The following is a 19,775-nucleotide window of genomic DNA, read 5'->3' on the forward strand; positions in this document are numbered from 1 at the left end:
CCAGGGCGCGCCGTCGCAGAGCTCCGGACCCCCTGGCCCTGTGTGTCTACGACGTTTTTGGCTGCTGTCCTTCGGATTGTACGTGCCCGCCCCAACCCGTCTAGCCCCCTCCGGGGGCCTGCGTGCCGAAAATTCTTCAGCCAGGGATCAACGCTCCGCGCCGATCCCGCAAGATTTTTCGGCCCTTGCCCAAAGGGTAGACGGGCCAGTTCGGGCACAGCTCCGCGATGCTTCGCCAGCAGCCAAAAAACAACGGGGGGAAGGGGAAGCTGGCCGGTCACCATTGGTCGCCCCAAACCCCACGTCTCTGCAAGGACACACACCATGAACGCAGCACCCACGCTCGAAATGCTCGACCCGGCAACCCTGACCGTCGATATCAACGTCCGGAAAGATGCCGCCCTGACTCCCGATTTCATCGCCAGCATCAAAGAACACGGCGTGATGGAACCCGTGATCGCCCACCGCAAGGACGACGGCACCGTGCACGTCCTCATGGGTCAGCGGCGCACCCGCGCCGCCGTCGAAGCCGAAAGACCCCTGATTCCGGTGATGATCATCGACAGCCCGGAAGAGGGCGAACGCATCGTCACGCAGGTGGTGGAGAACATCCAGCGCGCCGAACTGACCGAAGCCGACGAGGCCGACGCCTACCACCAGCTGTCCCTGATTGGCGTCTCGGCCGCCGCGATCGCCAAAAAGACAGGACGGACCAAGACCACCGTCGAGTCCGCGCTGAAGGCCAAGTCCTCCGACGCCGGATCAGCCGCCCTGGGCAAAGGCTGGACCATCGAGGAAGCCCTGATCCTGGCCGAGTTCGAAGGAGACGAGGACGCGACCGAGGAACTGGAATCGGTCATCATGGACGAAGCCGACCAGCTTCACCATGTCGCCCAGCGGTTGCGCGACCAGCGCGAAAGCGCCGCCGCCCTCGCGGCTCTGAAAGAGGAGCTGGAAGCCCGGGGCAAGACCATCGTCGAGGACGCTGGATACTACGCCGACGCGGAGAACCTGTACTTCACGTCAGCCAAGCGCGCTGACGGGGAGCCAGCCACCGAAGAGGACACCAACGCCGTCGTGATCAGCACCGACTACCGGGGCCACCACACCACCCACGCGGTGATTGCCGGATGGAAGGACCTCGGCTTCACCCCGAAGTACGAACGCTACGACGGCACCTCCTCGGCCCCCAAAGGCCCCATGACCGACGAGCAGAAGGCCGACCGCAAGACCCTGATCGAGAACAACAAGCTCATGCAGTCAGCGACCACCGTCCGCCGCGAATGGGTCAAGAATCTGCTGGCCAAGAAGCAGGCCCCCAAAGGCTGGCAGTACTTCACCCTCCACGCGATCACCCACCACCCCGAAACCGCCAGCGGCTACGAGGGCAAGGTGGCCGCTGACATGGTCGGGGCGAAGTTCGAAGAATCCACCCAGTGGGCGTGGAACCCGCTCCGGGACCACGTCGCCAAAACAACCGCACGGCCCGAGTTCGGACTGATTGCGCTGGTCTGCGCCGGGTATGAAAAGACCATCCAAAAAGACTCGTGGCGCTCACCCAGCCAAACCCACCGGGACTATCTGAACCAGTTGGTCCTCTGGGGATACACCGCCAGCGAGGTCGAACAAATCATCATCGACAGCGGCCAACCGGCCGAGGAAGAATCGGCAGTATAACAACCCCTTGCCGGGCGGAAGCGAACGCCGCCCGGCAAGGCCCCCGGCCACTCATCATCCGAGGGCCAGGAACCTTCCAGAAGTCGGGCGGTCCGCCGCCCGGCGCGAACCACAGCAACCACTCACCAGCGGCGGACCGCCGTAATCGCGACAACCAGGAATCATCACAAGCGCCGCGCTGCAGCAACGAGGCTGAGCAAGAACACGGCCACCAGTTCAGCTAGACTGACCATAGATTTCTTGCAGAGGAACCAGAAAGGAGCCGGCACATGCCGGCTCCTTTCCGGGTTTACAAAAGAACCCGTGTCCTCGCGTCGGTTCAGCCCGGGACGCTGTGCGGATCGTTGCCGTAACTGTTCTTCCCGGCGATCTGTCCGTCCTGGTTCTTGATGACGTGCTCGACCTTGTCAGCCTTCGCGGTGTCCCGGCCGACGGTGACCGCTTCGTCCTTGGTGCCGTACCCGGACCCAAACGCCCGGCCGGCGCCCTCACGCTTGTTCTTCCACTCGCCGTTCTCGTAAAACGTCTCGATGTCGCCCTGAGCCACTGCACACTCCCTCTGCCGATCGGTTCCCTGACACCTGCCCCCGCCACCGCGGGGAAGCGGAAAAGCCCCGCACCACGAGTCAGTCATGCGGGGCCGCCCCTGGCCAGTTGCTCCGCCTGATGGTGGACAGGCGGAGCAACTGCCACCAAACTAATAGCAAGCATGCTTACTTTTCAAGCGGGCGCGCCGTCACCCTGCACCCGCGGCCGGGTGTGGGCGCCTGCCTGGCCGGCGGCCCCGCCGCCAACCCGGAAGCTCCGTATTCAGCCGTGCTTCCCGGTCCTGCCGGAGCGTCCCGTCCCGGTACGTGATCCGCTGGCTGTGCAGCCACACCCCGAGCAGCCGCTCCTGCTCCGACGGTGCTTCTTTATGGAGTGGCCAGTCATTGCCTGCCGCCCGGAAGTCGAGGAGTTCGGTGAAGCGCTGGTTCCAGAGCTCTTCGCGCTGCTCTTTCTGCCGCCGCGGGGTGTCCCAGCCCGGGATCTCCCGGAGCCCGTCCCGGTAGGCGGGGGAGAGGGTCCCGTTCTGGGATTGCTGCCGCTTGGCCGCCAGCCAGGACTCCAGGGACCGCTCCCGCATGGATGCGGATTTGCTGCTCGGCAACCGGCCCTCGGTCCGGTACAGGGCGACGATGTCGGCCACGTTTTTCAGGCCGCGTTCATCCTGCTTCTTCGGAACCGGCTGCACGGCCCTGGCATGCTCGCCCCGCAGGGACGGCTCCGACCGTGCCGCGATTTGCAGGTGATACCGGACCGTGGCCTCCGCCGCACCGGAAAGGACCGCGATCCTGGACACCGGCACGCCCTGCCGGTACATCTGCACCCACTCCGGATCCGGCGCCTGCCGCCTCACCCCAGCCATCCGCCGCCCCCTTCGCGAACACCAGTGCTCCCGGGGCCGGCCCGGGCTGTGCCGCCCGAATGTCAGGCTACACAACCGGCGCCGCACTCCGGTGCCCCGGTTGAGGGGCTGGGATGGTGGCGGGGTCGGGCAGAATGGGCTCATGTGCGGCCGCTACGTGATGTCCAAAGCTACCGGAGACCTGCTCAGCGCCTTTGAGGCCCGAGAAGTTGAAGGCACCCCGCCCCCGCCGAGCTGGAACGTCGCCCCCACCCAGGACGTGCCGATCGTGGCCGAGCGCTTGGACGAAGGCACCCTCGACCGGCACCTGCTCGTGGCCCACTGGGGCCTCGTGCCCTCCTGGGCCAAGGACATCAAAATCGGCAACAAGCTCATCAACGCCCGCAGCGAAAGTATCCTCGAGAAGCCCTCGTTCCGTAAGGCCGCGGTGAAGCGCCGCTGCCTGGTCCCGGCCGAGGGGTATTACGAATGGCAGAAAACCGAGGACGGGAAGAAGATCCCGAACTACCTGTACTCGGAGCAGGATGAGCTGCTGGCCTTCGCCGGCCTCTACGAATGGTGGGCCGACCCAACCGTTCCCGAAGACGATCCGGGGAAGTGGCTGCTCAGCTGCACCGTACTCACCACCACCACCCAGGACACGCTCGGACACATCCACGACCGGTCGCCGGTCATCATCCCGCACGACCGCATCAACGAATGGCTCGACCCCGGACCTGGCCGACAAAAACGACGTCCAGCACCTGCTCGACACCCTGCCCGATCCCGTCCTCACCCCACGGATCGTCAGCACCAGCGTCAACAGCGTCCGCAACAACGGCCCCGAACTCATCCAACCCGCCCAGTAAGACGGGGTAACCCGCTGGCCGAGCACATGCCAGCCGCCGGTCCGGCCCGATGGCCTGGGAGTGAAACGGTTTGGTTCCCCATGGACCAAGACCGTCCTCGCCGACCCACCCGGGCCAACGGCCGGGTTTCTTTCAGCAGGGACGCCACCCATTCAGCACCCCCACTCCAGCCGGGTGCGCACATCACCCCACCGGTAGGAGCCTTCTCAGGCACAGGGGGGCTGCAGCACTGGCGAACCTGCGGGGATGACCACAGTAACCGGCGGCGAAGCTCACCATCCGTAGCCGTGATCCAGGGGGCGGGAAGGGTGCCTTGAGACACAAAACTGTAAGCAAATAACGCCTAGAAAACGCGGTAAAACAGCTATTCATTCAGTTGAATGATTGGTAGAATTGAAGCAGCAAGTCAGACAGACGAACGAAACTCATTTGATACGAAACCAGGTGCTGAAAATGACTGCAACACCGGCCGCTTACACCGTCTACACCAAGCCTGACTGCCCCAACTGCGAGAAGACGAAGGACTACTTCGACTCCAAGGGCATCACTTACACGGCCGTCGACATCACCGAAGTCCCCGCGGCCCTGGAGTACATCACCGTCTCCCGTGAGTTCACGAATACCGAAGCCCCGAAACGCCCGAACTCAGGGGGCTTGGTGTGTCCTTGCTGCGGAGAGTCCTCGGGTTCGATGAACTTGGTGGGGTCCGGTGAATTTGCTGCGCACTTTGATGGTGATGGATCGCAGTTAGCCATCCGCGAGATCTGTGAGCCCAAGGATCGCCGCGTAGCGTTTGGCTCCGCCGATCGTGAGTCCAAACATGTCGCAGATGCGCCTGAGGTCCCCGTTGCTGGCGATGAGCTCCTGGAGAATGCGGTCTTCGCGGACCTTCTGGGTGGTTGTGCCAATGCGCCGTGTGACCCAGTCATAGCCGACTGGCCTGTGTTCCGTGGCGCTCTGTCTGCTGATGAACAGATGCTGGTTCGCGGTATTGGGCCAGCACTCTTCCCTGTATTCGAGCCAGGCCTTGACCCGATCGCGGACCGGGGTCGCCAGAGGGATCGTCCGCTGGTCCAGGTGCAGGTATCCGCTGTGCAGGTCAGTCAGGAGCAGGCTGCGGAGCTGGCCTGTTCGGAGACCATAGAACGCAGCCAGTGCCGTCACCGCGGCTGTGGACGGGTCGGTGGACTTGAGTGGTTCCCTGAGCTTCGTGGGCGAGAGCGGGAGTGGAATCGTCGTTGCCTCGACGCCGGTCAGGATTCGGTTCAGGGGATTCAGGAACACGAGCTTGTGCGCTTTGAGGACCCGGAAAATGCATCGGAGTCCTCGGCCCATCGTGGCGCGGGGATTGCCTGTGGGAGGCAGGACCGCTCGGATCTCCTCGGCGGTGATTTCCCGGAGCGAGGTGTGGCCACCGGCAGCCCAAGTGCGAAGGGCTGGAAGAGACCATCTGAGGTAGAGGCGGATAGTAGTCTCCGAGCGGGGCTTGCTGCGGGGTGGGGTCTTGCTGCCGGACGCCATAACGGAGTACCAGTGGGCGAGTTCCCTCTGCATTTGCTGGGGCAGGGCGGCGATGGCGCCGGCTACCCAGCGGTCGATCGCTGGCCCTTGGTCGTCGTGGAGCAGCTCAGCGGTCTGACATACTTCCAGCACTCTGGTGCGGTTCAGGCCGAGCTGCTTGAGCAGGAGGACCTCACTGGTCCTGATCGGAGCGCCGGGTGTGTCCTGCAGGGCGAGCACGATCGCCAGTCCTCGCTGGACCTTCTCAACGTTGGCGCTGCTCCATCCTTGGCGGGCGGCGAGTTCCAACATCGTTTGTTTGAGAAAGGCAGCCATTTCCGGGTGCGCGGTGGACGGGAAGCCTTGTATCCGTCCCCTGCGCAGGTCCCTCTCGGAGTCGAACAAGACCAGTTGTCGGTACGGGACAGCAGTAAACGTCAGGACGTCCGGTCGGGACCCCGGAGCTGCGTTGAGCTCGGGGCGCCGGTAGCCCCGACGCTGGCTGGCTGCGACATGTCGGAGGTCCGCAAAGAACAGTTGCTGCCCCGACCGGTTTGCCGCCAACAGTCCCAGGCCCGCAGCCTTGGCACCAGTGACACGGTATTGGTGCCAGCAAAGCCTGCAGGCCTGTTCATCGTTGACCGCCAGAACGGCGTGGCAGGACCGGCAGGTGCCCATCGATTTGGTCTTGCGCCATCCATGGCAGGCGGTGCAGAGCCATTCACGCATCCGGGTTACACCCCAGGCATGGCAGTCGCGGCAGGAAGCCATCGCTTGCGGGGCGCTCGGATGGCAGCGGTCGCACAACCCAGCAGTGTAGTAACCCTCAGTTCGACCGCAGCGTCGGCATGGCGGAGGGACTTGGGGCCCGCCGGGCATACACGGATAGCAGTACTGCGTCCTCGGGTAGGCGCTAAACGCGACTGGGCGTTCGCCGCAGGTGCTGCATATCCGCGGAGTGCTCATGCCGGCGGGCTGGAGCGGTTGCGCCCGAGCCGGGGCACGACAGCTGGTGGCGGAGCGTCGGAAGCGGTTCTGACAGCCTGGGGCCGACGGGCTGAGACCTTCTCGGGTTCGCGGATCATCAGCTCTGCCGGAGAGCAGTCGAGGACCGAACAGATCACGTCGAGGTCGTCCAGCCGTATCATCGTGGGCGTCCCGGTCCACAGACCCGACATTTTGCCGCCGCTGATCTCCAGGCCGGCCTCGGCGAGCCGACGACGCAGCTCGGTCGACTTCCAAATTCCGCGCTCGGCGGCCACCATTCGAAGATTCCAACGCATCGTTTCATTCTCCTGTCAGCCGGGCTGCGACGCGTTGATTCGCGACTGCCCAGGCGTGGTCGATGTGCTCGGAGTGGACATGGATGTATCGCGTCGTGGTCGAAAGCCACTCGTGGCCGAGCAACTCCTGGACAGCTTTCAGGTCCATCCCTCGGGCATAGAGCGAGGAAGCACAATAATGCCGCAAGCCGTGAGGGCCCAGTCGGTCGCCCCACGCCGGGAGCCAGCGCTCCACCGCGGCCGTCAGCCCGCCCCTGAGCGTGTCATCCCCGGCACGCGTGCAACTGCCCGAGACGCGGTCCCGTCGCTCACTCGGCAGCAGGGGAGCGTCGGGGTCGAGATAATCGTCGCCGAACTGATGCCGCACATCCCGCAGCCACCACTCCATCAGGGCATCGACCGAGTCGATGGCTGGGACAAGTCGCGGCTTCGGCCCCTTGCCGCGACTTCCCTTACCGAACCGAACATGCAGCTTGCCGTGCTCTCCGAGGTCCGGCCGCCAGTCCTTGATATCGAGCATCACCGTCTCGTTGATCCGGAGCCCGGCACGTCGCCACAACGAAGCGGCCAAATAATCTCTCGCGGCAGGCAGGTACTTCCGTGCTGCAGGCAGCGCCTCGCGCCATCCCGAAAACAAAGCCTCGACCTCGGGGTCGCTCGGCGGGATACGGGAAGCGGCCGAGGACGAGCTGGCGGGCCGATTGAACTCATCGATCGGCTGGGTGACCACGTAACCGGTGAGGGCGTGGATATCGCCTGATACCGGGCAATGAGGAAGTCGAAAAAGCGCCCAAGCGTCGAGGCTTTGGCCTCCCTGGTCGTCCGCGCCAGGCCTCGTTCCTGCCTCAGATAGGAAAGAAAACGGTCAGCGTCCGACTCCGATGCTGTCCACAAATGCCGACCCAGAAAACGGGCAAACTCGAACACCGTCGTCCGCTCCGTATGGACGAATTTGTCGGTCAGCCCGGCCCCTACTTGCGCCAGGGCATACTGATCGATCAGCTCCTGCTCGAAGTCTTCTTCGTCTTGCTCGGAGCGCAGGGGTTGGGCCATCCCAATCGAGCGGACGGCGGCGAGGCCCACTACCCCTTCCCTGGTTCATCAATGCTGCTCATTGCTCATAAATATCATGACATCGTCACGATTCCTGAAACTTTGTCGGTCTTCAATGAGAGAGTCGCAAGCATGGATTATCCGCAGTACGCGAACCAAGTGCAGATAGGCCCTACGAACGAACTCGCGGGAGTAGGGACAGCAGAGCTCGGCTACTCCCAGGCACCCGTCGTCGTGAACAACGCCGACGACCAGGACCACTGGTCCGGCCTGCGCCGCGACAAACTCGTCCAAGCCCACATGAACCACACCGCCACCATCACTGGAGCAACCGCATGAGCATCGACATCAACGACGTCATCCGCACCCTCACCGCCCACCGCATCCCCGACGAACACCACACCGACCCCGAACTGATGGCCATCGGCTTCAACCTCACCCGCCTCGGCGCCCCCGCGTCCGACCCCGAAGAACGGATCTACAACGCCAGCACGATCATGCCGTCCGACAGCCCCGACGAGGACGGCTACGAGATCCCCACCCGTGACTTGCTCCACGAGCTCTACACCGACCAGCTCACCAACCGCCTCGAGGATCTTCTCGACGCCGATGATGCCCAGGCCGTAGCCCACCTGAACTGACCCCCGCAGCACTACCGCCAATACGAAACCAGAGAGAACAGGAACGAAACCATGTCAGGCGAAACCACTACCACCGTCATCGGCAACCTCACCAGCGACCCAGAGCTCCGGTTCACCCCGGGCGGGTCGGCGGTCGCGAACTTCACCATCGCCTCGACGCCCAGAAGCTTCGACGCTCAGGCGAAGGAATGGAGGGACGGGGATACTCTCTTCCTTCGGTCCACTGTGTGGCGCGAAGCGGCAGAGCACGCCGCGGCGTCGCTGACCAAGGGTAGCCGCGTCGTCGCCAGCGGCCGGCTCAAGCCCCGCACTTACGAAACCAAAACGGGGGAGACACGCACTGTGATCGAGTTCGAGGTCGACGAGATCGGGCTCTCCCTGCGTTACACCGCAGCCCAGGCCGTCGGCTCGCCCGCGAAGCAGCCGGCCGGGGAACAACCCCCGGCACGGCAGGACGCACCCGCACAGGACGAGACGCCGGCAGTGGATGAGGCCCCCCGCATCGGTTGGCGGGACCGGCTCAAAGCCCAGCAGGAACAGGAGGCTGCCGCAGCCGAGACCGGCACTGAAGGGTACGCCGACAATGATCCCTGGTTCGGGAAGAACGCCCCACGCAACGGCTACGTCCAATAAGGACGGTGCCTTACCACCGTTACCCGTTGCAGCCCCGGCCCAGTGGCGACCGGGCTGCAACGGCGTCCGGGGGCGTATCGTCCAATGAGTAAGGAGCCCGATGCCGAAGCCGAAAAAGATTCCTGCCTTCACTCCGTACTTCACAGAGGAACAGGCTGACCAGGTCCGTGCGGCCTTCCTGGAAACAGGGGAGGTGGAAGGTGACGCGAGCGTCTCGGACTTCATTGTCTATGCGACGATGCGTGAGGTGAAACGCCGGCAGCGCAAGTACAACGGCGGGAAGCCGTGGCCGCCGGTGAATGTCGGTGGCGTGCGCCGCGGACAGCGCCGAAGGGAAGAATTGCGGCACCGACGTGAGGAAGCCTGACGTGAGCGTTGTTGCGCGGTTTTTTTGGGGGTGAGTTCTTGTGGGTGAGACGCGATTTTTGACCTTGGCTGATGTCTGCGAGGTGCTGGGGATATCTGCTGATCAGGCCTATGCGTTGGTGCGCTCAGGGGCGTTGCCTGCGTTCCGGGTTGGGCGGGGTCAGTGGCGGGTTGAGACACGCCTTTTGGAGGAGTACGTCGCGCGGCAGTCGCGGGCGGAGTGAGTCCTCGTCGTCTGCCACAAAGGTGAAGGCCGGCACCCGCGGGTGCCGGTCTTCGGTGTCTCCTGGTACGGCTTACTTGGTTGTAAACCTGCACGCTGCCGTGACATGTCCAGCGACCCCCAGAGGCGACACGGCAATGCCGTCACCGGGCAGGTGTGGGGCTAAGCCCAGGACTGGTCCCGGGAGATGCAGTCTGACCCGACCCCGGCGATCTGGATTGAGGAGATGTCGTTTTTGGCGTTGAAGGCAGACAGGTTGTAGCGGGTGCCGGGGAACAGGCCGCCGCCGCCGACCATGCTCCAGGCGTTGCAGTTGGCTTCGGTGTAGAGGTAGAGGGTGTGGCCGCTGTTGTTGATGACCGAGGCTGCGTTGTTGTTGACCTGGACGCCCCATCCGTTCCGCCCTGCGGGGCCGTCGGTGAACAGTTCGTTGCTCATGCCGGCGTCGCTGTAGGCGTAGTCGGCCCGTGCGCCCTGGAAGTCGGAATTGAAGTGGAAGCAGACCCGTCCTGACGGGCACGCAGTCCCGGAGCCTGAAGCGTTGGCAGCGGGCGCGCCCGCGAGAAAGGCACCGGCACCCAGGGCGAGTACGGCGCCAACGGTAGCTGTTTTATGCATCGCGAGTTTCATGAAGTTCCCCAGTCATTTTGTTCGCGGACTTATCATCCGGGCGCCCAAGGAAAGGCGCCGGCATCATTCTCTTGCATCCTTGTCGTACTGCGCCATGGGGACATCTGCCCTAACCACCGCTGACGGCCGGGATCCGCGCACACGTCCGATCAGGTTTCAGGTTCCCAGGCTATAACCAAAGAAGGACCGGAAATCCGGTCCTTCTTTGGGTGTAGCCGGCCTGATCGGTGCCTGCCACCGATCGGTTGGGTTTCAACGCGGGGTGGCTTGCGGTGGTTACTGTTCGCTGAAGGAGCTGCCGGTGTTTTGCTCGGCTTCCTGCTCCGGTTCGGCGGACCGCTTTGCTGTCCGGCGGCGCTTGACCGCCGCCGGTTCGAGGCCAAGTTTCTTCAGTTCTTCCGCGCTCCACCCGTCGCGTGTGGCTTGTACGTAGGCGCGCTTGTCATCGCGTTCGGCGGCGACGAGTTGATCCCTCAACTCACTAATTTTCTGGCGGCTGCGCGCCAGGGCGGTGACGGATTCAATGCGGGAGTCCAGCAGCGCGCGGGCCTGGTTTCGTGTCTGTTCGAGGTCGAGGTTAGCCATGGGATCCAGCCTAGCGAGCATCGCGGCGCCCACTGCGCCGGACGCGCCCATCCCGACATGACCCGTTGACGTTCGCCGGAGGAGTTTCTGCCAGGAGTTCGGCGTTGCGTGGATCGTTGAACCAGTCGCGCAGGTAGTCGTCGGAGTAGCTGATGGTGCGTGCTGTGAACTGGAAGTATTCGGGGCCGACACCGCGCTGCCGCCATTGCCGCAGCTGCGCCGAAGAGATCCCGTATTGCGTGGCCACGGTGGATGGTGAGATGAGAGCCAAGACTGTACCTTTCGCTAACCCTATGCCGCGTTCCTTTCGGCACGCTTGCCGAAACTTGGCCGGTGAGGGAATTGGCCAGTCGGAGTCAGCCGGACCGTGGAATACCGGAGCGGAGCGAGGATATGCCGCGAAAGCCGGCTGTGGAGACTTGCCAAGGAAGGACCGGGCAGTAGCCTCACCAGCCGAAACGGAACGACGCAGTCGTTTGGGCAAGTAAGACGCGCAGCGTCCTGCAGGTCAGTGCCCAGCAACCACACCAACCGCCAAACAGGGGCGCAGGTGATTTGCCGGAGCAAGCTAGGCGGTTATGTGCCATAACCCGCGTGTTGATCCCCGGCCTGCGGACCTGGATGCGGCACACTCGTGAGTGTGGCCCGGAGGTTCCGGGGCGCTGCGCTGGGCATTGGGGGAGGGGATCGGGATGACTGAAGAGCCGAAGTCAGTACGGAAACCCCCGGGCCGGCTCTCCCGCCGCCGCCGGGCGAACATTAACGGTGAGACCCACTACGTGCGGGTGTCGATGTCGACGTTTGAACGTGCTCAGTTGAAGGTGCTGGAGGAACGGACCGGGCGCAGTCCGTCGGAGATTCTGGTCAGTGCTGCCCTGTACGCGGAGAACTCCGAGTCCTTGGCTGAACGCCGGGCGGTGGCCGTGGAATTCATCGCGGCCCGCCGCTACCTTGCCGCCTTGTCGAACAACGTCAACCAGCTGGCCCGGCACGCGAACGCCACGGACGAATTCCCTGAAGCTGCACGCACAGTGTTGACCCGGGTGCGGGCGGTCGCTGACCGGCTCAATACGATGCTGGATGCGATGGTGCGCTGATGATTCCCAACATCACCAAGGGCACACGCATGCACGGGCTCATCGCGTACCTTGCCGGTCCCGGTCGGGCGAACGAGCACACCGACCCGCACCTGGTCACTGGCTCACCGTCGATCATGGCCTGGCACAACGACGACGAACTGAACGCCGACGCCGCCCAGGCCATTGCCAAGGAACTGGACCGTGCCCGCAGCGTCCTGGGCGTGGAGGTTTCCGGCGGGCATGTCTGGCACTGCTCGCTGTCACTGCGCGCCGAGGAAGGCGACCTGACCGATGCGAAGTGGGCTGACATTGCGCAGGACTTCATGGACGAGATGGGATTCACCGAAGCCAGCGGACGCGCCCCGGTCCAGTGGGTGGCGATCCGTCACGGCCACAGCAAAGCCGGGAACGACCACATCCACATCGCCGCGTCCATGGTCCGCGAAGACGGCACGAAGTGGAGCAGCTGGCGGGACTTCCCCCGCGCACAACAAGCCGCCCGTGCACTGGAGAAAAAGTACGGCCTCGAAGAACTCTCGCCCACGCATTCCACCCGCGGTCTGCGGCCCGGTGAACGCGAAGCATCCGAACGGCGGGGAGCCCCGGAACCGGAACGCCGGTCCCTCGAACGCAAGGTCCGTGCCTGCGCCACGTCAGCCCAGGATGAGGCCGAATTCATCCGCCGCCTCCGCCGCACCGGCGCCCTGGTCCGGCCGCGGTACGCGTCCGGCCGCGACGACGTCGTGGTCGGTTACAGCGTGGCCGAATGGCCCCCGAAAGGTGGCCGGCCTGTCTGGTTCGGCGGCGGTCACCTCGCCAAAGACCTCGCCCTGCCCAAGCTCCGTGCCGAATGGCCTGACAGCCCGCAAGGCGCCGGCGATGCGGTCGCCGAATGGCAGGCAGCTGCACGTGGACGCCGCCCGGTCACGATCGGCCGCGAAGCCCACGAACCCGACCCGCAATTGTGGGCACAGTACAGCGACGAGGTTGCCCGGCTCCGTGAAACGCTGCGCTCCGTCCCGCTGGATGACCACGCGACCTGGGCGCACGTTGCACGCGAGACATCCGGTGCCTTCGCAGCGTGGTCAACCGCTACCGAGGCAACGCCTGGACCGCTCGCGGCAGCAGCGGACGAGCTGTCGAAAACGGCACAGCTGCGCCGCTACCCGGTCCGTCCCGTCCGCAGTGTAGGACCATCGGCCCGCGGAGCATCGCTCATGCTTATGGCAGCGTCGATGGGCGGCACCGGAACCGCCGCACAGGCGATCATGTTGCGCCAGCTGCTCAACGTCGCCAAGGCCGTCCACGACATGCACAAGGCATCCAACGACCTGCGCAGGGCACGCCAGATCAGCCATATGGTCAAGCACCACCTCAGCCAGGTCGCCGCGGCACTGCCCAGCGTCCCCGCGGCACAGCCATCGGTAGACGCCGAAGCGGCCGCGGCAGTTCAGGCAAGCACCGCCGGCCAGGTCACGGGACGCTCTGCCGGTTCCGTGCTGCCGCCCAAGCACGTCCCGGCGCGCACCGACACCATCCGAAGCACTACGACCCGCCCGGACATCGAAAGATAACACCAACGAGGGGAACCATGAGCGAATCTGACGGCATCGAAGAAGCAATCGAGGGAATGTCCCGCGTCGGGCTGACCGTCGCAGGCCGGCTCGGCGAGCAGCTGGCCAGGGCACGCGAGCAAGAGCTCCGACGCGCCCAGACAGCGGAGGAACAACAGGCCCGCGAACTGCAGGCCCGGTTCGACGCGGAGCGGTCAGCTGCCCGTGCCCAGCTCGCCCCGGTCATGGACAACCGGTGGTGGGACACAGCCACCGGCCGCGACGTCGAAAGGGCACACGAGACAGCCACCGCGTGGAAGGACCACGACCCGGCAGCCCGCGACGCGGCAGAGGTGATCCGCGACCAGGTCCAGCGCCGCTACGGTCTGGACGTGGACAACCTCGGCGTCGATGAAGCGTCCGTAGCCGAGGCCTTGGCACAAGCCGAACGGGACCGCGAACAGGCAGGCCAGGAACGCCGCGCCGGCCAAGACGAGAACGCCCAAGCCACGCAGCTGCTGGCCGAAGCCGACCGGGAAGACAGGAAACAGGCGGAGGCTGCTGGGAGGCCCTCCAAGGAGGACCTGGACAGCGCGCTGGCCTGGCTCCATGAGACGAACCCTAACGAGGCACACAACTGGGACCTACGGCACGGCTGGGCAGACAGCGTAGCTGTCTCGAATGACATGGAAAGGAAGCTGGTTTCAGACTGGACAACTGCCCGTGACAACCACCAAGGTCCCGGGCAGTTGCGCGACGAAGCAGGAGCCAAATACGACTCAGCCGAACGACGACAGGCATTAGTCACCAGCCTGGAGGGCATAGCCGACCGGGAAGCAGTACAAGCACGGCTCACTGCCGACCAGGATCAGGGCACGCCGCCCAGTGCAGCGGTGGCTAATGGATCAGGGCGCAATCCGAAGGCCCGCAAGACACGCGGAACCAGCGGCCTGACGAAGCTTCTTCAGAAAGGCATGAGCCGGTAGGTTCCGAAGCGCCGGGCACCTGGGAACCGCATGACTTTGGCCTGCCATCTTGTCCTTGTCCCATGTGATCCGGTTGATTACCGGCATTCAAGTCCGTAGAGGGCGAGCACATAGTTGAGATCGGCATCGTTGCGGTGGATTTCGGCCTCGGTTTCGACCAGGACAGGGTCGGGGCCAAGGCGGTCATCCTGCCGGCGCAGCCAGTAGGCCCAGCAAAGGCCACCACCGTACTTGGAGTGGGCCCGGACGCCGGCGGCGTAGTTCCCGTCGTCCAGCACTTGCTCACGCAGCCATTCAGCGATTGCCGTGGTCGGGCCTCGGTCCTCACCGGCAAGCGTGCCCAGGGTGATCGTGCCAATGCCGAAGGCATCGTCGAGTGTTTGGCCAAGGTGGCGGTTCAGGGCGGCGATCGATTCGGCGGCGGTCAGATCGATCCACCGGATGGGCTCGTCGATCCGCAGCGTGTACATCAGGCGCCCGTCCCGCCAGTTTGCCGGCAACCAGCCGGGTACCATGTTCCCGTTCCTGGTCCAGTCGTCGTGGATCATCTTCTGCGCAACCTCTACTGGGAGGTCGAACTGCCGGGCCGCGAAGGTAACGGCGTCGCGGAAGTCCTTGCCGACCCGGGCCATCGCAAGGGTTTCGGCATAGGCTGTGCGGCGATCCCCGGCAAGGTAGATTGTCGACCCCGGGGTGTCGAAGCGTGACCAGGATGAGCGATCGGGTGCTCCGGCGCTGCGCGGCAGCGGGTTCAGGGGACCATAGGACGATTTAGCGATCCGGTATCCAGTGATCGGCCCTTCAATGTAGCAAGGCCGGTACCGGAGCAGATTCCCGTCAACCGGAGAACCTGTCCTCAGTCATGGCTGCTGCGGCTGCCATGACCTCTTTAGCGCGCATGTCCTTGATCGCTTCGACGGGGGAGATTTCACCCAACCATGGGTTGGCACCCACGAACCACAGCCGGGCCACGTGTTCGCCCTCCACGCTCGACACAGCCGTCCAGGCGCGGTGGGCGAGCTGCAGCCGGGCCTGTGCTTCCGGCCGGGGCTCCGGCCCATCGGTGCGGGCCCAGCGATAGCTGATCTTGGAGTCCTTGCTGCCGGCCAGCGCGGCGACCAGTGTGGCGCCGAGCGCGCTGTTCAGCTGCCGGACAATCTCCCGGATGCCCAGGCGTGCTGTACCGCTATGGGCCGCGCCAACATCAATTGAAATGCTCATCCATCCTCCTTCTCCGCTTTAACCCTACCCCTCCACCTACTACTAAAACACCAAAAAACCACTATTTAGCCGCGGGCAGGAGTCTTGGGAAGGGTAGGTGGGGGAGCGGGCCCTTCCTCATACGCCAGGGAGCCCACGAGGGGAAGATCGAGTACCCAGTACTCGTGCGCTTCAACCCGCAACAGCCTGTACTGGTATCTGCACTCCAGTGGTGCCCGCATGCCGACGTGCGGACATCACAACAACAGAAGGAGAACGGCCGCTATGACCTCTCGCGGAGCCCAAGCCCCCGATACTCGTGTCGGGGCAGACATCGACGATCCGCAGTACGAAGCTAGCGGACGGTTGAGACCGCGCCCATGGCCAGTGGGCCCCAGTGAAAGCTACGGGAAAGTCGACTTTGATGACGGCGAGGGACGCTCCGTCCTCACCCTCTACATTCAGCGGGCACCCGAAGAAGGTTACGTCCTGCACATCGAGCACCTGGCCGCGCCGCTGCGTGTGGACGGTACGCTCCTTCGCCTAAGCCCGGCGCCTCACGTGGACAGGAACGCGGCGGATTACCGCCGGATCACAGCTGCCCGTACGGCAGCCGCGAAGGCCGAGGCTGAGCTGGACGCCGCCGTCAGCGCCGCTCGCGCTAACGGGGACTCCTGGGAGGTTATCGGTGCCGCCCTCGGCATGTCCGCTAGAAAAGCCCGGGAGCAGTTCGAACATGCGCAGAAGCGACCGCGAACTGGGCCGTCCACGAGGTGACGAATGTGCGCCTGAGTTTCTGCCGTGCTGGAGGACCAACTGCGCAGGGGCAAGCCCTCAGTTGTCTTCGGTTCGGCCGACCACAGCCGCGGACACGGTCTCCCAGCGCTTTTGGGCCCCTTGTCGACTGATCCCAAACGCCCGACCAATTTTGTCCCAGGAAACGCCCGCCCGTCTGGCGGCCGCCACGGCATCGTCGAGCTGGGCCTCGAGCTCCTTTAGGCTCCGGCTGAGGGTGCCGATGGTGTGCAACGACAGGTCGGGGGCAACATGGCGGCGCCACACGTCAAGGAATACTGGCTCCAAGTCTTCCCGATCGCTGATATCAGCGGCATCGGCGCTGGCCGGCGGCCCGGCGTAGATGCGCCCCGCGGCGACGTCCTCGTCGGCCAGATCCCAGACCCGTATCCAAAACGGGTCCAAGATGACGTGCTCCCGGAAGGGATCACAGCTGCAGGCGACCCGCCAGCCGACCACCTGAGACGGCGACCGCCACGCGCGCCGGTCTGGATCAGTCTCATGCTCCACCGGCCGACCGTCCGGCGTCATCACGTCGATCTCCATCCACCTGCCGCCGGACCCGTACAAGCCGTCGGCGAAGACGCAGACGACGTAGCCTTCATGCTCGGTGCCCTCGGTAAACCAGCCCATCGCGCTTCCCTTCATCACCCATCGATTGCTACAGCGACATTATGAATGCTAGCAACTTCAGTTGACAAACAGGTGATAAATAGCAACTTTCGTTGACATTCTGTTGATCCTAATGTCCTACAGCCTGTGGGACATTTGCCATGGGGCCATCGGCACCCGTAGCGGAACAGAGAGCACTTCCCGACGAGGGTCACCTCGTTGCCGGCTTGGAACGGGCCGAACCGGACTCCGTAGTAACCGGCAGCGCGGAGTAAAGCGCCTGCCTGATCGATGCGCCCACCGTCTGGATAACGACTTCGACGATCAGCAGCGCGGGAACCAGCCTGAATTGTCCAGAGAACTTTGGACAATTCAGCTGTTGTGCGCATCGGCGGCAGAGTGGTCGCCGACATAATTGCTTGTGCAGACACTGTCTGCACAAAGCAGCATCCAGGATCGGGCATCCCGGGGGTAGGAGCGGTGGGCAGCATGACCGCCAGGCTGAAGTCTAGGACCTTTTCAGCGGAGAGTGTCGAAAGCCTGGTTTGACCCTATTCTGACGCTTTTATTCTTGCTTCCTGACGTCAGGTTGGGGTGTGCCTCAGCCTGGACTTTCGGGATGCCGCTGCCGGCGCGTTGGACCAGTTCGGCCGCCCGTTCGGGCGTCAGCGTTTTCTTTCGGCTGCCGTACGCGGATACGCTGGCTTGGGACTGGTCAGCGACCGCTGCCCAACGCCCCCTTGATCCAACCACGTCCCGACCGCACGAAGATTCTGCTGGCCAAGCTGCAGAGTACCCACCGCTTCCGAAAGTCGATTTTCACGGTCCCGCCAGGGGCAGTTCGGAGAGCTGTCCCCGGTCCGCGCCGGGCCGGGCCGGGGCATTTCACAGCCTTTCCTGAGCCCCGCGAGGGCGTTTTACATTCCCTTTTCGCGACAGCTGCATATAAGTTCCCGATTGCAGCCGGCATCCGTTCCCAAGACTATTCAACAAACATGGTCCCAGTCAGGACATCAGGCTGGCTGCAGGCGAGGACTGGTACTCCCAATCATCCTGGAAGGGTGGCAAAGTACCTTGGCTAAGGCCGATTATGGTTGCTTCAAGATCTTCCAGGGACTGCCACATCCAGGTGATCGCCTTGAGGTCCTCGGGGCTTTGGGCAAGCTCGAGCGGGCATCCGTCCACGAGGCCGGCCAGTCGTCTGAGCGCTGCGGCCATCCCGCCATCTGCCTGGCAGTTAACGCCGGCATCATTCCCGGGCGAGAGGGGATGGGAGCGGTTCGTGGCTGGTTTCACAGCAGGTCCAATTCCTGAATAAGCCCGTATTCAACACCGGAGCTGAGGGTGGCAGTGAATGACCTGAAGCTGTATCGGGTGATTAGAATGCCCCGATCCTTTGCCTTTTCGCTGAGCAGGCGGGTGGCCTCCTCGAGCTGCAGATCTCTGGATGCGCGATCGTGGGCTTCGATGATAATTGCGTCGTCGGTCGACATCGTTTGTCTCCATCGTCCAATGCATGAGGGCGGCAAAGCCTTTGACTGACTGGTTGCCGGAACAGTGCTGAGTCCCCACAATCCTCCGGCGGCCCTCCTGTGGCTCCGTCCCTGAGGATTCTGAGGTTGTGCTGTTTGTTTTGACCGCTTGGTCGTTCCACGGGGGTCTGTGGATGCCCGGGCTTGGCTTAGTTTGGCCAGTGGTGCACGCTGGCTTGTCTGGCTGGTTCCAGGGTCTGCCAAGGCGGCTTAGTCAGGTCATGGCGGGTAGCTGGCGACCTAACAACTAGATGAAATGACACACATGATGGGCCCCGCCCGGGTTTGGAAAACCACAAGTCCGACAGGCTTCCCTGTGTCGAAACCTATATTTCAACATTAGGTTTACTCCAGCAAATTGGCAGTAAAGCCTTTCCGGTGCCGCGTATAACCTTGAGCGAATCTTGATCGCCGGCAGGCACTCGCTTGATCCTTTGAGGAAGGGCATGGTCAGGTCATGCAGGCGCCTGGCCATTAACGGGGTTCGGGGTCGTTGGCCGCGCTCGTAATTTACGACGATCCCGCTTGAGTACCACGATCAACAAATTCTGTGCAGAACAACCCGCAGCTACGGAAGTTCGGAACCATCGGGTGCTGAAGCTCCTTCAGCACCAGCATCGCCACGCATCACTGGGGATCACCCGGTTCTCGACCTTCTCGACCTGCAAAGCCTGCGGGACATCGCTGACGATACGGGGGCCCCTGGCACTCCAATTTCTCACGACTTTTTCAGCTGCAGCAGATGCGGCTGTCCCTGCTGTTGGCCGCTCTGACAGCAGAGGATCCCGCGGCATCAAGTGATGCCGTACTTAGTTTGCAGACCGCAGCAGCCATGGCCGGGGCAATGGAAACCGCCAAGCGCTGCGCGATCATTTTGCCGCTTATACCGGCCCGGATTTCGCGCCTGTGCGGACACAGTCAGTCGCCCTGCAGCGCGACGTCGAGGTACTGACCGTTGACTCTCCGAGGCTGCTGGAGCAAGCCGAGGCCGTTCTGGGCACGCCCAGCATGCATCCAACGCTTAGGCGTGTAAAAGTTGCATGCTGCCAGAATGGCTAGACAATAGAGCGCCGCCGGGCACCCAGGATACGGCGCCCACGTTTGAAGTCAGCTGAAGCAGTTATTGCGCGCGACAAGACGATGCATCCGATGAGATACGCAGCCTTTTACT

Annotated in this window: 22 protein-coding genes and 4 pseudogenes; 12 read left to right on the top strand and 14 right to left on the bottom strand. The window is 63.8% G+C overall.

The window, feature by feature from the left end:
• The first annotated feature begins 324 nt into the window (after positions 1 to 324).
• Entirely contained in the window at positions 325 to 1,677 is a 1,353-nt protein-coding gene (locus tag G205_RS18310; protein ID WP_009359320.1) for a ParB/RepB/Spo0J family partition protein, read from the top strand.
• A 319-nt stretch (positions 1,678 to 1,996) separates the two neighbouring features.
• Here G205_RS18310 and G205_RS18315 read toward each other — a convergent pair whose 3' ends face one another.
• Both G205_RS18315 and G205_RS18320 read right to left on the bottom strand, forming a co-directional pair.
• Complete coding sequence (locus tag G205_RS18315; protein WP_009359321.1) at positions 1,997 to 2,224, bottom strand: DUF2188 domain-containing protein; 228 nt, start codon at positions 2,222 to 2,224, stop codon at positions 1,997 to 1,999.
• Between the two features lie 189 nt (positions 2,225 to 2,413).
• The gene (locus tag G205_RS18320; protein WP_009359322.1) at positions 2,414 to 3,085 is read right to left on the bottom strand and encodes a helicase associated domain-containing protein; all 672 of its coding nucleotides are present in this window, start codon (positions 3,083 to 3,085) and stop codon (positions 2,414 to 2,416) included.
• 160 nt (positions 3,086 to 3,245) lie between these two features.
• On the opposite strand from G205_RS18320, the pseudogene G205_RS21375 reads away from it, so the two are divergent.
• Positions 3,246 to 3,933 (top strand): annotated as a pseudogene (locus tag G205_RS21375) (SOS response-associated peptidase).
• 453 nt (positions 3,934 to 4,386) lie between these two features.
• Positions 4,387 to 4,518: pseudogene (locus tag G205_RS23225) on the top strand (glutaredoxin family protein); the annotation flags it as partial.
• Positions 4,519 to 4,680: 162 nt separating this feature from the next.
• On the opposite strand, the gene G205_RS18335 reads toward G205_RS23225, so the two are convergent.
• The 3 genes from G205_RS18335 to G205_RS18345 form a co-directional block, all read right to left on the bottom strand.
• Positions 4,681 to 5,745 carry a site-specific integrase gene (locus tag G205_RS18335; RefSeq protein ID WP_152419623.1) on the bottom strand — a complete coding sequence of 355 codons (1,065 nt, stop codon included), beginning with the start codon at positions 5,743 to 5,745 and terminating at the stop codon, positions 4,681 to 4,683.
• Between the two features lie 650 nt (positions 5,746 to 6,395).
• On the bottom strand, positions 6,396 to 6,698 hold the full coding sequence (locus G205_RS18340; RefSeq protein ID WP_009359325.1) for a helix-turn-helix domain-containing protein: 303 nt from the start codon (positions 6,696 to 6,698) through the stop codon (positions 6,396 to 6,398).
• 22 nt (positions 6,699 to 6,720) lie between these two features.
• The gene (locus G205_RS18345) at positions 6,721 to 7,446 is read right to left on the bottom strand and encodes a tyrosine-type recombinase/integrase (RefSeq protein ID WP_235047076.1); all 726 of its coding nucleotides are present in this window, start codon (positions 7,444 to 7,446) and stop codon (positions 6,721 to 6,723) included.
• 521 nt (positions 7,447 to 7,967) lie between these two features.
• On the opposite strand from G205_RS18345, the pseudogene G205_RS24215 reads away from it, so the two are divergent.
• From G205_RS24215 to G205_RS21395, 5 genes and pseudogenes are all read left to right on the top strand, one after another.
• Positions 7,968 to 8,108: pseudogene (locus G205_RS24215) on the top strand (thioredoxin domain-containing protein); the annotation flags it as partial.
• A complete protein-coding gene (locus G205_RS18355; RefSeq protein WP_009359328.1) occupies positions 8,105 to 8,410 on the top strand; it encodes a hypothetical protein in 306 nt (101 codons plus the stop codon). The pseudogene G205_RS24215 and the gene G205_RS18355, both read left to right, overlap by 4 nt.
• 51 nt (positions 8,411 to 8,461) lie before the next feature.
• Positions 8,462 to 9,043, top strand: coding sequence for a single-stranded DNA-binding protein (ssb, locus tag G205_RS21390; protein ID WP_009359329.1), 582 nt, complete (start codon positions 8,462 to 8,464; stop codon positions 9,041 to 9,043).
• 100 nt (positions 9,044 to 9,143) lie between these two features.
• Positions 9,144 to 9,410 (top strand): ParB family protein, encoded by a 267-nt coding sequence (locus tag G205_RS18365; RefSeq protein ID WP_009359330.1) that lies wholly within the window; start codon positions 9,144 to 9,146, stop codon positions 9,408 to 9,410.
• Positions 9,411 to 9,450: 40 nt separating this feature from the next.
• Complete coding sequence (locus G205_RS21395; RefSeq protein ID WP_083875113.1) at positions 9,451 to 9,633, top strand: helix-turn-helix domain-containing protein; 183 nt, start codon at positions 9,451 to 9,453, stop codon at positions 9,631 to 9,633.
• A gap of 161 nt (positions 9,634 to 9,794) precedes the next feature.
• Here the strand turns inward: G205_RS21395 and G205_RS18370 are convergent, their stop codons facing one another.
• The 3 genes from G205_RS18370 to G205_RS21400 all read right to left on the bottom strand — a co-directional run bounded on the left by G205_RS18370 (position 9,795) and on the right by G205_RS21400 (position 11,118).
• On the bottom strand, positions 9,795 to 10,262 hold the full coding sequence (locus G205_RS18370) for a peptidase inhibitor family I36 protein (protein WP_035753764.1): 468 nt from the start codon (positions 10,260 to 10,262) through the stop codon (positions 9,795 to 9,797).
• A gap of 276 nt (positions 10,263 to 10,538) precedes the next feature.
• Positions 10,539 to 10,847 carry a hypothetical protein gene (locus G205_RS18375; protein ID WP_035753777.1) on the bottom strand — a complete coding sequence of 103 codons (309 nt, stop codon included), beginning with the start codon at positions 10,845 to 10,847 and terminating at the stop codon, positions 10,539 to 10,541.
• Between the two features lie 10 nt (positions 10,848 to 10,857).
• Positions 10,858 to 11,118, bottom strand: a complete 261-nt coding sequence (locus G205_RS21400; protein WP_083875114.1) for a hypothetical protein — start codon at positions 11,116 to 11,118, stop codon at positions 10,858 to 10,860.
• Between the two features lie 421 nt (positions 11,119 to 11,539).
• Here G205_RS21400 and mobC point away from each other — a divergent pair, with 421 nt between their 5' ends.
• From mobC to G205_RS18390, 3 genes are read left to right on the top strand one after another with little or no spacing between them, the layout of a single operon-like run.
• Positions 11,540 to 11,944, top strand: a complete 405-nt coding sequence (mobC, locus tag G205_RS18380; RefSeq protein ID WP_035753767.1) for a plasmid mobilization relaxosome protein MobC — start codon at positions 11,540 to 11,542, stop codon at positions 11,942 to 11,944.
• Positions 11,944 to 13,500: a relaxase/mobilization nuclease domain-containing protein gene (locus G205_RS18385; RefSeq protein WP_009359334.1), complete on the top strand. Its 1,557-nt coding sequence runs from the start codon at positions 11,944 to 11,946 to the stop codon at positions 13,498 to 13,500. The genes mobC and G205_RS18385 overlap by 1 nt, the downstream gene beginning before the upstream one ends.
• A 17-nt stretch (positions 13,501 to 13,517) precedes the next feature.
• Positions 13,518 to 14,465: a hypothetical protein gene (locus G205_RS18390; protein ID WP_009359335.1), complete on the top strand. Its 948-nt coding sequence runs from the start codon at positions 13,518 to 13,520 to the stop codon at positions 14,463 to 14,465.
• A gap of 77 nt (positions 14,466 to 14,542) precedes the next feature.
• Here G205_RS18390 and G205_RS18395 read toward each other — a convergent pair whose 3' ends face one another.
• Both G205_RS18395 and G205_RS18400 read right to left on the bottom strand, forming a co-directional pair.
• Positions 14,543 to 15,097: a hypothetical protein gene (locus G205_RS18395; RefSeq protein WP_009359336.1), complete on the bottom strand. Its 555-nt coding sequence runs from the start codon at positions 15,095 to 15,097 to the stop codon at positions 14,543 to 14,545.
• 205 nt (positions 15,098 to 15,302) lie between these two features.
• Positions 15,303 to 15,686: a hypothetical protein gene (locus G205_RS18400; RefSeq protein WP_009359337.1), complete on the bottom strand. Its 384-nt coding sequence runs from the start codon at positions 15,684 to 15,686 to the stop codon at positions 15,303 to 15,305.
• A 366-nt stretch (positions 15,687 to 16,052) separates the two neighbouring features.
• Here G205_RS18400 and G205_RS18405 point away from each other — a divergent pair, with 366 nt between their 5' ends.
• Entirely contained in the window at positions 16,053 to 16,442 is a 390-nt protein-coding gene (locus G205_RS18405; RefSeq protein WP_235047078.1) for a hypothetical protein, read from the top strand.
• Positions 16,443 to 16,499: 57 nt separating this feature from the next.
• On the opposite strand, the gene G205_RS18410 is transcribed toward G205_RS18405, so the two are convergent.
• From G205_RS18410 to G205_RS18420, 4 genes and pseudogenes are all read right to left on the bottom strand, one after another.
• Entirely contained in the window at positions 16,500 to 17,108 is a 609-nt protein-coding gene (locus tag G205_RS18410) for a hypothetical protein (RefSeq protein WP_235047082.1), read from the bottom strand.
• A gap of 573 nt (positions 17,109 to 17,681) precedes the next feature.
• Positions 17,682 to 17,765 (bottom strand): annotated as a pseudogene (locus G205_RS23230) (recombinase family protein); the annotation flags it as partial.
• A 312-nt stretch (positions 17,766 to 18,077) separates the two neighbouring features.
• On the bottom strand, positions 18,078 to 18,290 hold the full coding sequence (locus tag G205_RS18415; RefSeq protein ID WP_009359340.1) for a hypothetical protein: 213 nt from the start codon (positions 18,288 to 18,290) through the stop codon (positions 18,078 to 18,080).
• Positions 18,291 to 18,364: 74 nt separating this feature from the next.
• Positions 18,365 to 18,565: a hypothetical protein gene (locus G205_RS18420; RefSeq protein ID WP_009359341.1), complete on the bottom strand. Its 201-nt coding sequence runs from the start codon at positions 18,563 to 18,565 to the stop codon at positions 18,365 to 18,367.
• Positions 18,566 to 19,775 lie beyond the last annotated feature (1,210 nt).

This window comes from Arthrobacter nitrophenolicus (genome assembly GCF_000332815.1).
GTDB classification, from domain to species: Bacteria; Actinomycetota; Actinomycetes; order Actinomycetales; family Micrococcaceae; genus Arthrobacter; species Arthrobacter nitrophenolicus.

What these genes read in the sequence shown, in the direction of transcription:
- G205_RS18310 (WP_009359320.1), top strand. Translation starts at nt 325, where the DNA reads ATGAACGCAGCACCCACGCTCGAAATGCTCGACCCGGCAACCCTGACC.
- G205_RS18320 (WP_009359322.1), bottom strand. Translation starts at nt 3,085, where the DNA reads ATGGCTGGGGTGAGGCGGCAGGCGCCGGATCCGGAGTGGGTGCAGATG.
- G205_RS18335 (WP_152419623.1), bottom strand. Translation starts at nt 5,745, where the DNA reads ATGTTGGAACTCGCCGCCCGCCAAGGATGGAGCAGCGCCAACGTTGAG.
- G205_RS18340 (WP_009359325.1), bottom strand. Translation starts at nt 6,698, where the DNA reads ATGGTGGCCGCCGAGCGCGGAATTTGGAAGTCGACCGAGCTGCGTCGT.
- G205_RS18355 (WP_009359328.1), top strand. Translation starts at nt 8,105, where the DNA reads ATGAGCATCGACATCAACGACGTCATCCGCACCCTCACCGCCCACCGC.
- ssb (WP_009359329.1), top strand. Translation starts at nt 8,462, where the DNA reads ATGTCAGGCGAAACCACTACCACCGTCATCGGCAACCTCACCAGCGAC.
- G205_RS18365 (WP_009359330.1), top strand. Translation starts at nt 9,144, where the DNA reads ATGCCGAAGCCGAAAAAGATTCCTGCCTTCACTCCGTACTTCACAGAG.
- G205_RS18370 (WP_035753764.1), bottom strand. Translation starts at nt 10,262, where the DNA reads ATGAAACTCGCGATGCATAAAACAGCTACCGTTGGCGCCGTACTCGCC.
- G205_RS18375 (WP_035753777.1), bottom strand. Translation starts at nt 10,847, where the DNA reads ATGGCTAACCTCGACCTCGAACAGACACGAAACCAGGCCCGCGCGCTG.
- mobC (WP_035753767.1), top strand. Translation starts at nt 11,540, where the DNA reads ATGACTGAAGAGCCGAAGTCAGTACGGAAACCCCCGGGCCGGCTCTCC.
- G205_RS18385 (WP_009359334.1), top strand. Translation starts at nt 11,944, where the DNA reads ATGATTCCCAACATCACCAAGGGCACACGCATGCACGGGCTCATCGCG.
- G205_RS18390 (WP_009359335.1), top strand. Translation starts at nt 13,518, where the DNA reads ATGAGCGAATCTGACGGCATCGAAGAAGCAATCGAGGGAATGTCCCGC.
- G205_RS18395 (WP_009359336.1), bottom strand. Translation starts at nt 15,097, where the DNA reads ATGGCCCGGGTCGGCAAGGACTTCCGCGACGCCGTTACCTTCGCGGCC.
- G205_RS18400 (WP_009359337.1), bottom strand. Translation starts at nt 15,686, where the DNA reads ATGAGCATTTCAATTGATGTTGGCGCGGCCCATAGCGGTACAGCACGC.
- G205_RS18410 (WP_235047082.1), bottom strand. Translation starts at nt 17,108, where the DNA reads ATGAAGGGAAGCGCGATGGGCTGGTTTACCGAGGGCACCGAGCATGAA.
- G205_RS18415 (WP_009359340.1), bottom strand. Translation starts at nt 18,290, where the DNA reads ATGGCCGCAGCGCTCAGACGACTGGCCGGCCTCGTGGACGGATGCCCG.
- G205_RS18420 (WP_009359341.1), bottom strand. Translation starts at nt 18,565, where the DNA reads ATGTCGACCGACGACGCAATTATCATCGAAGCCCACGATCGCGCATCC.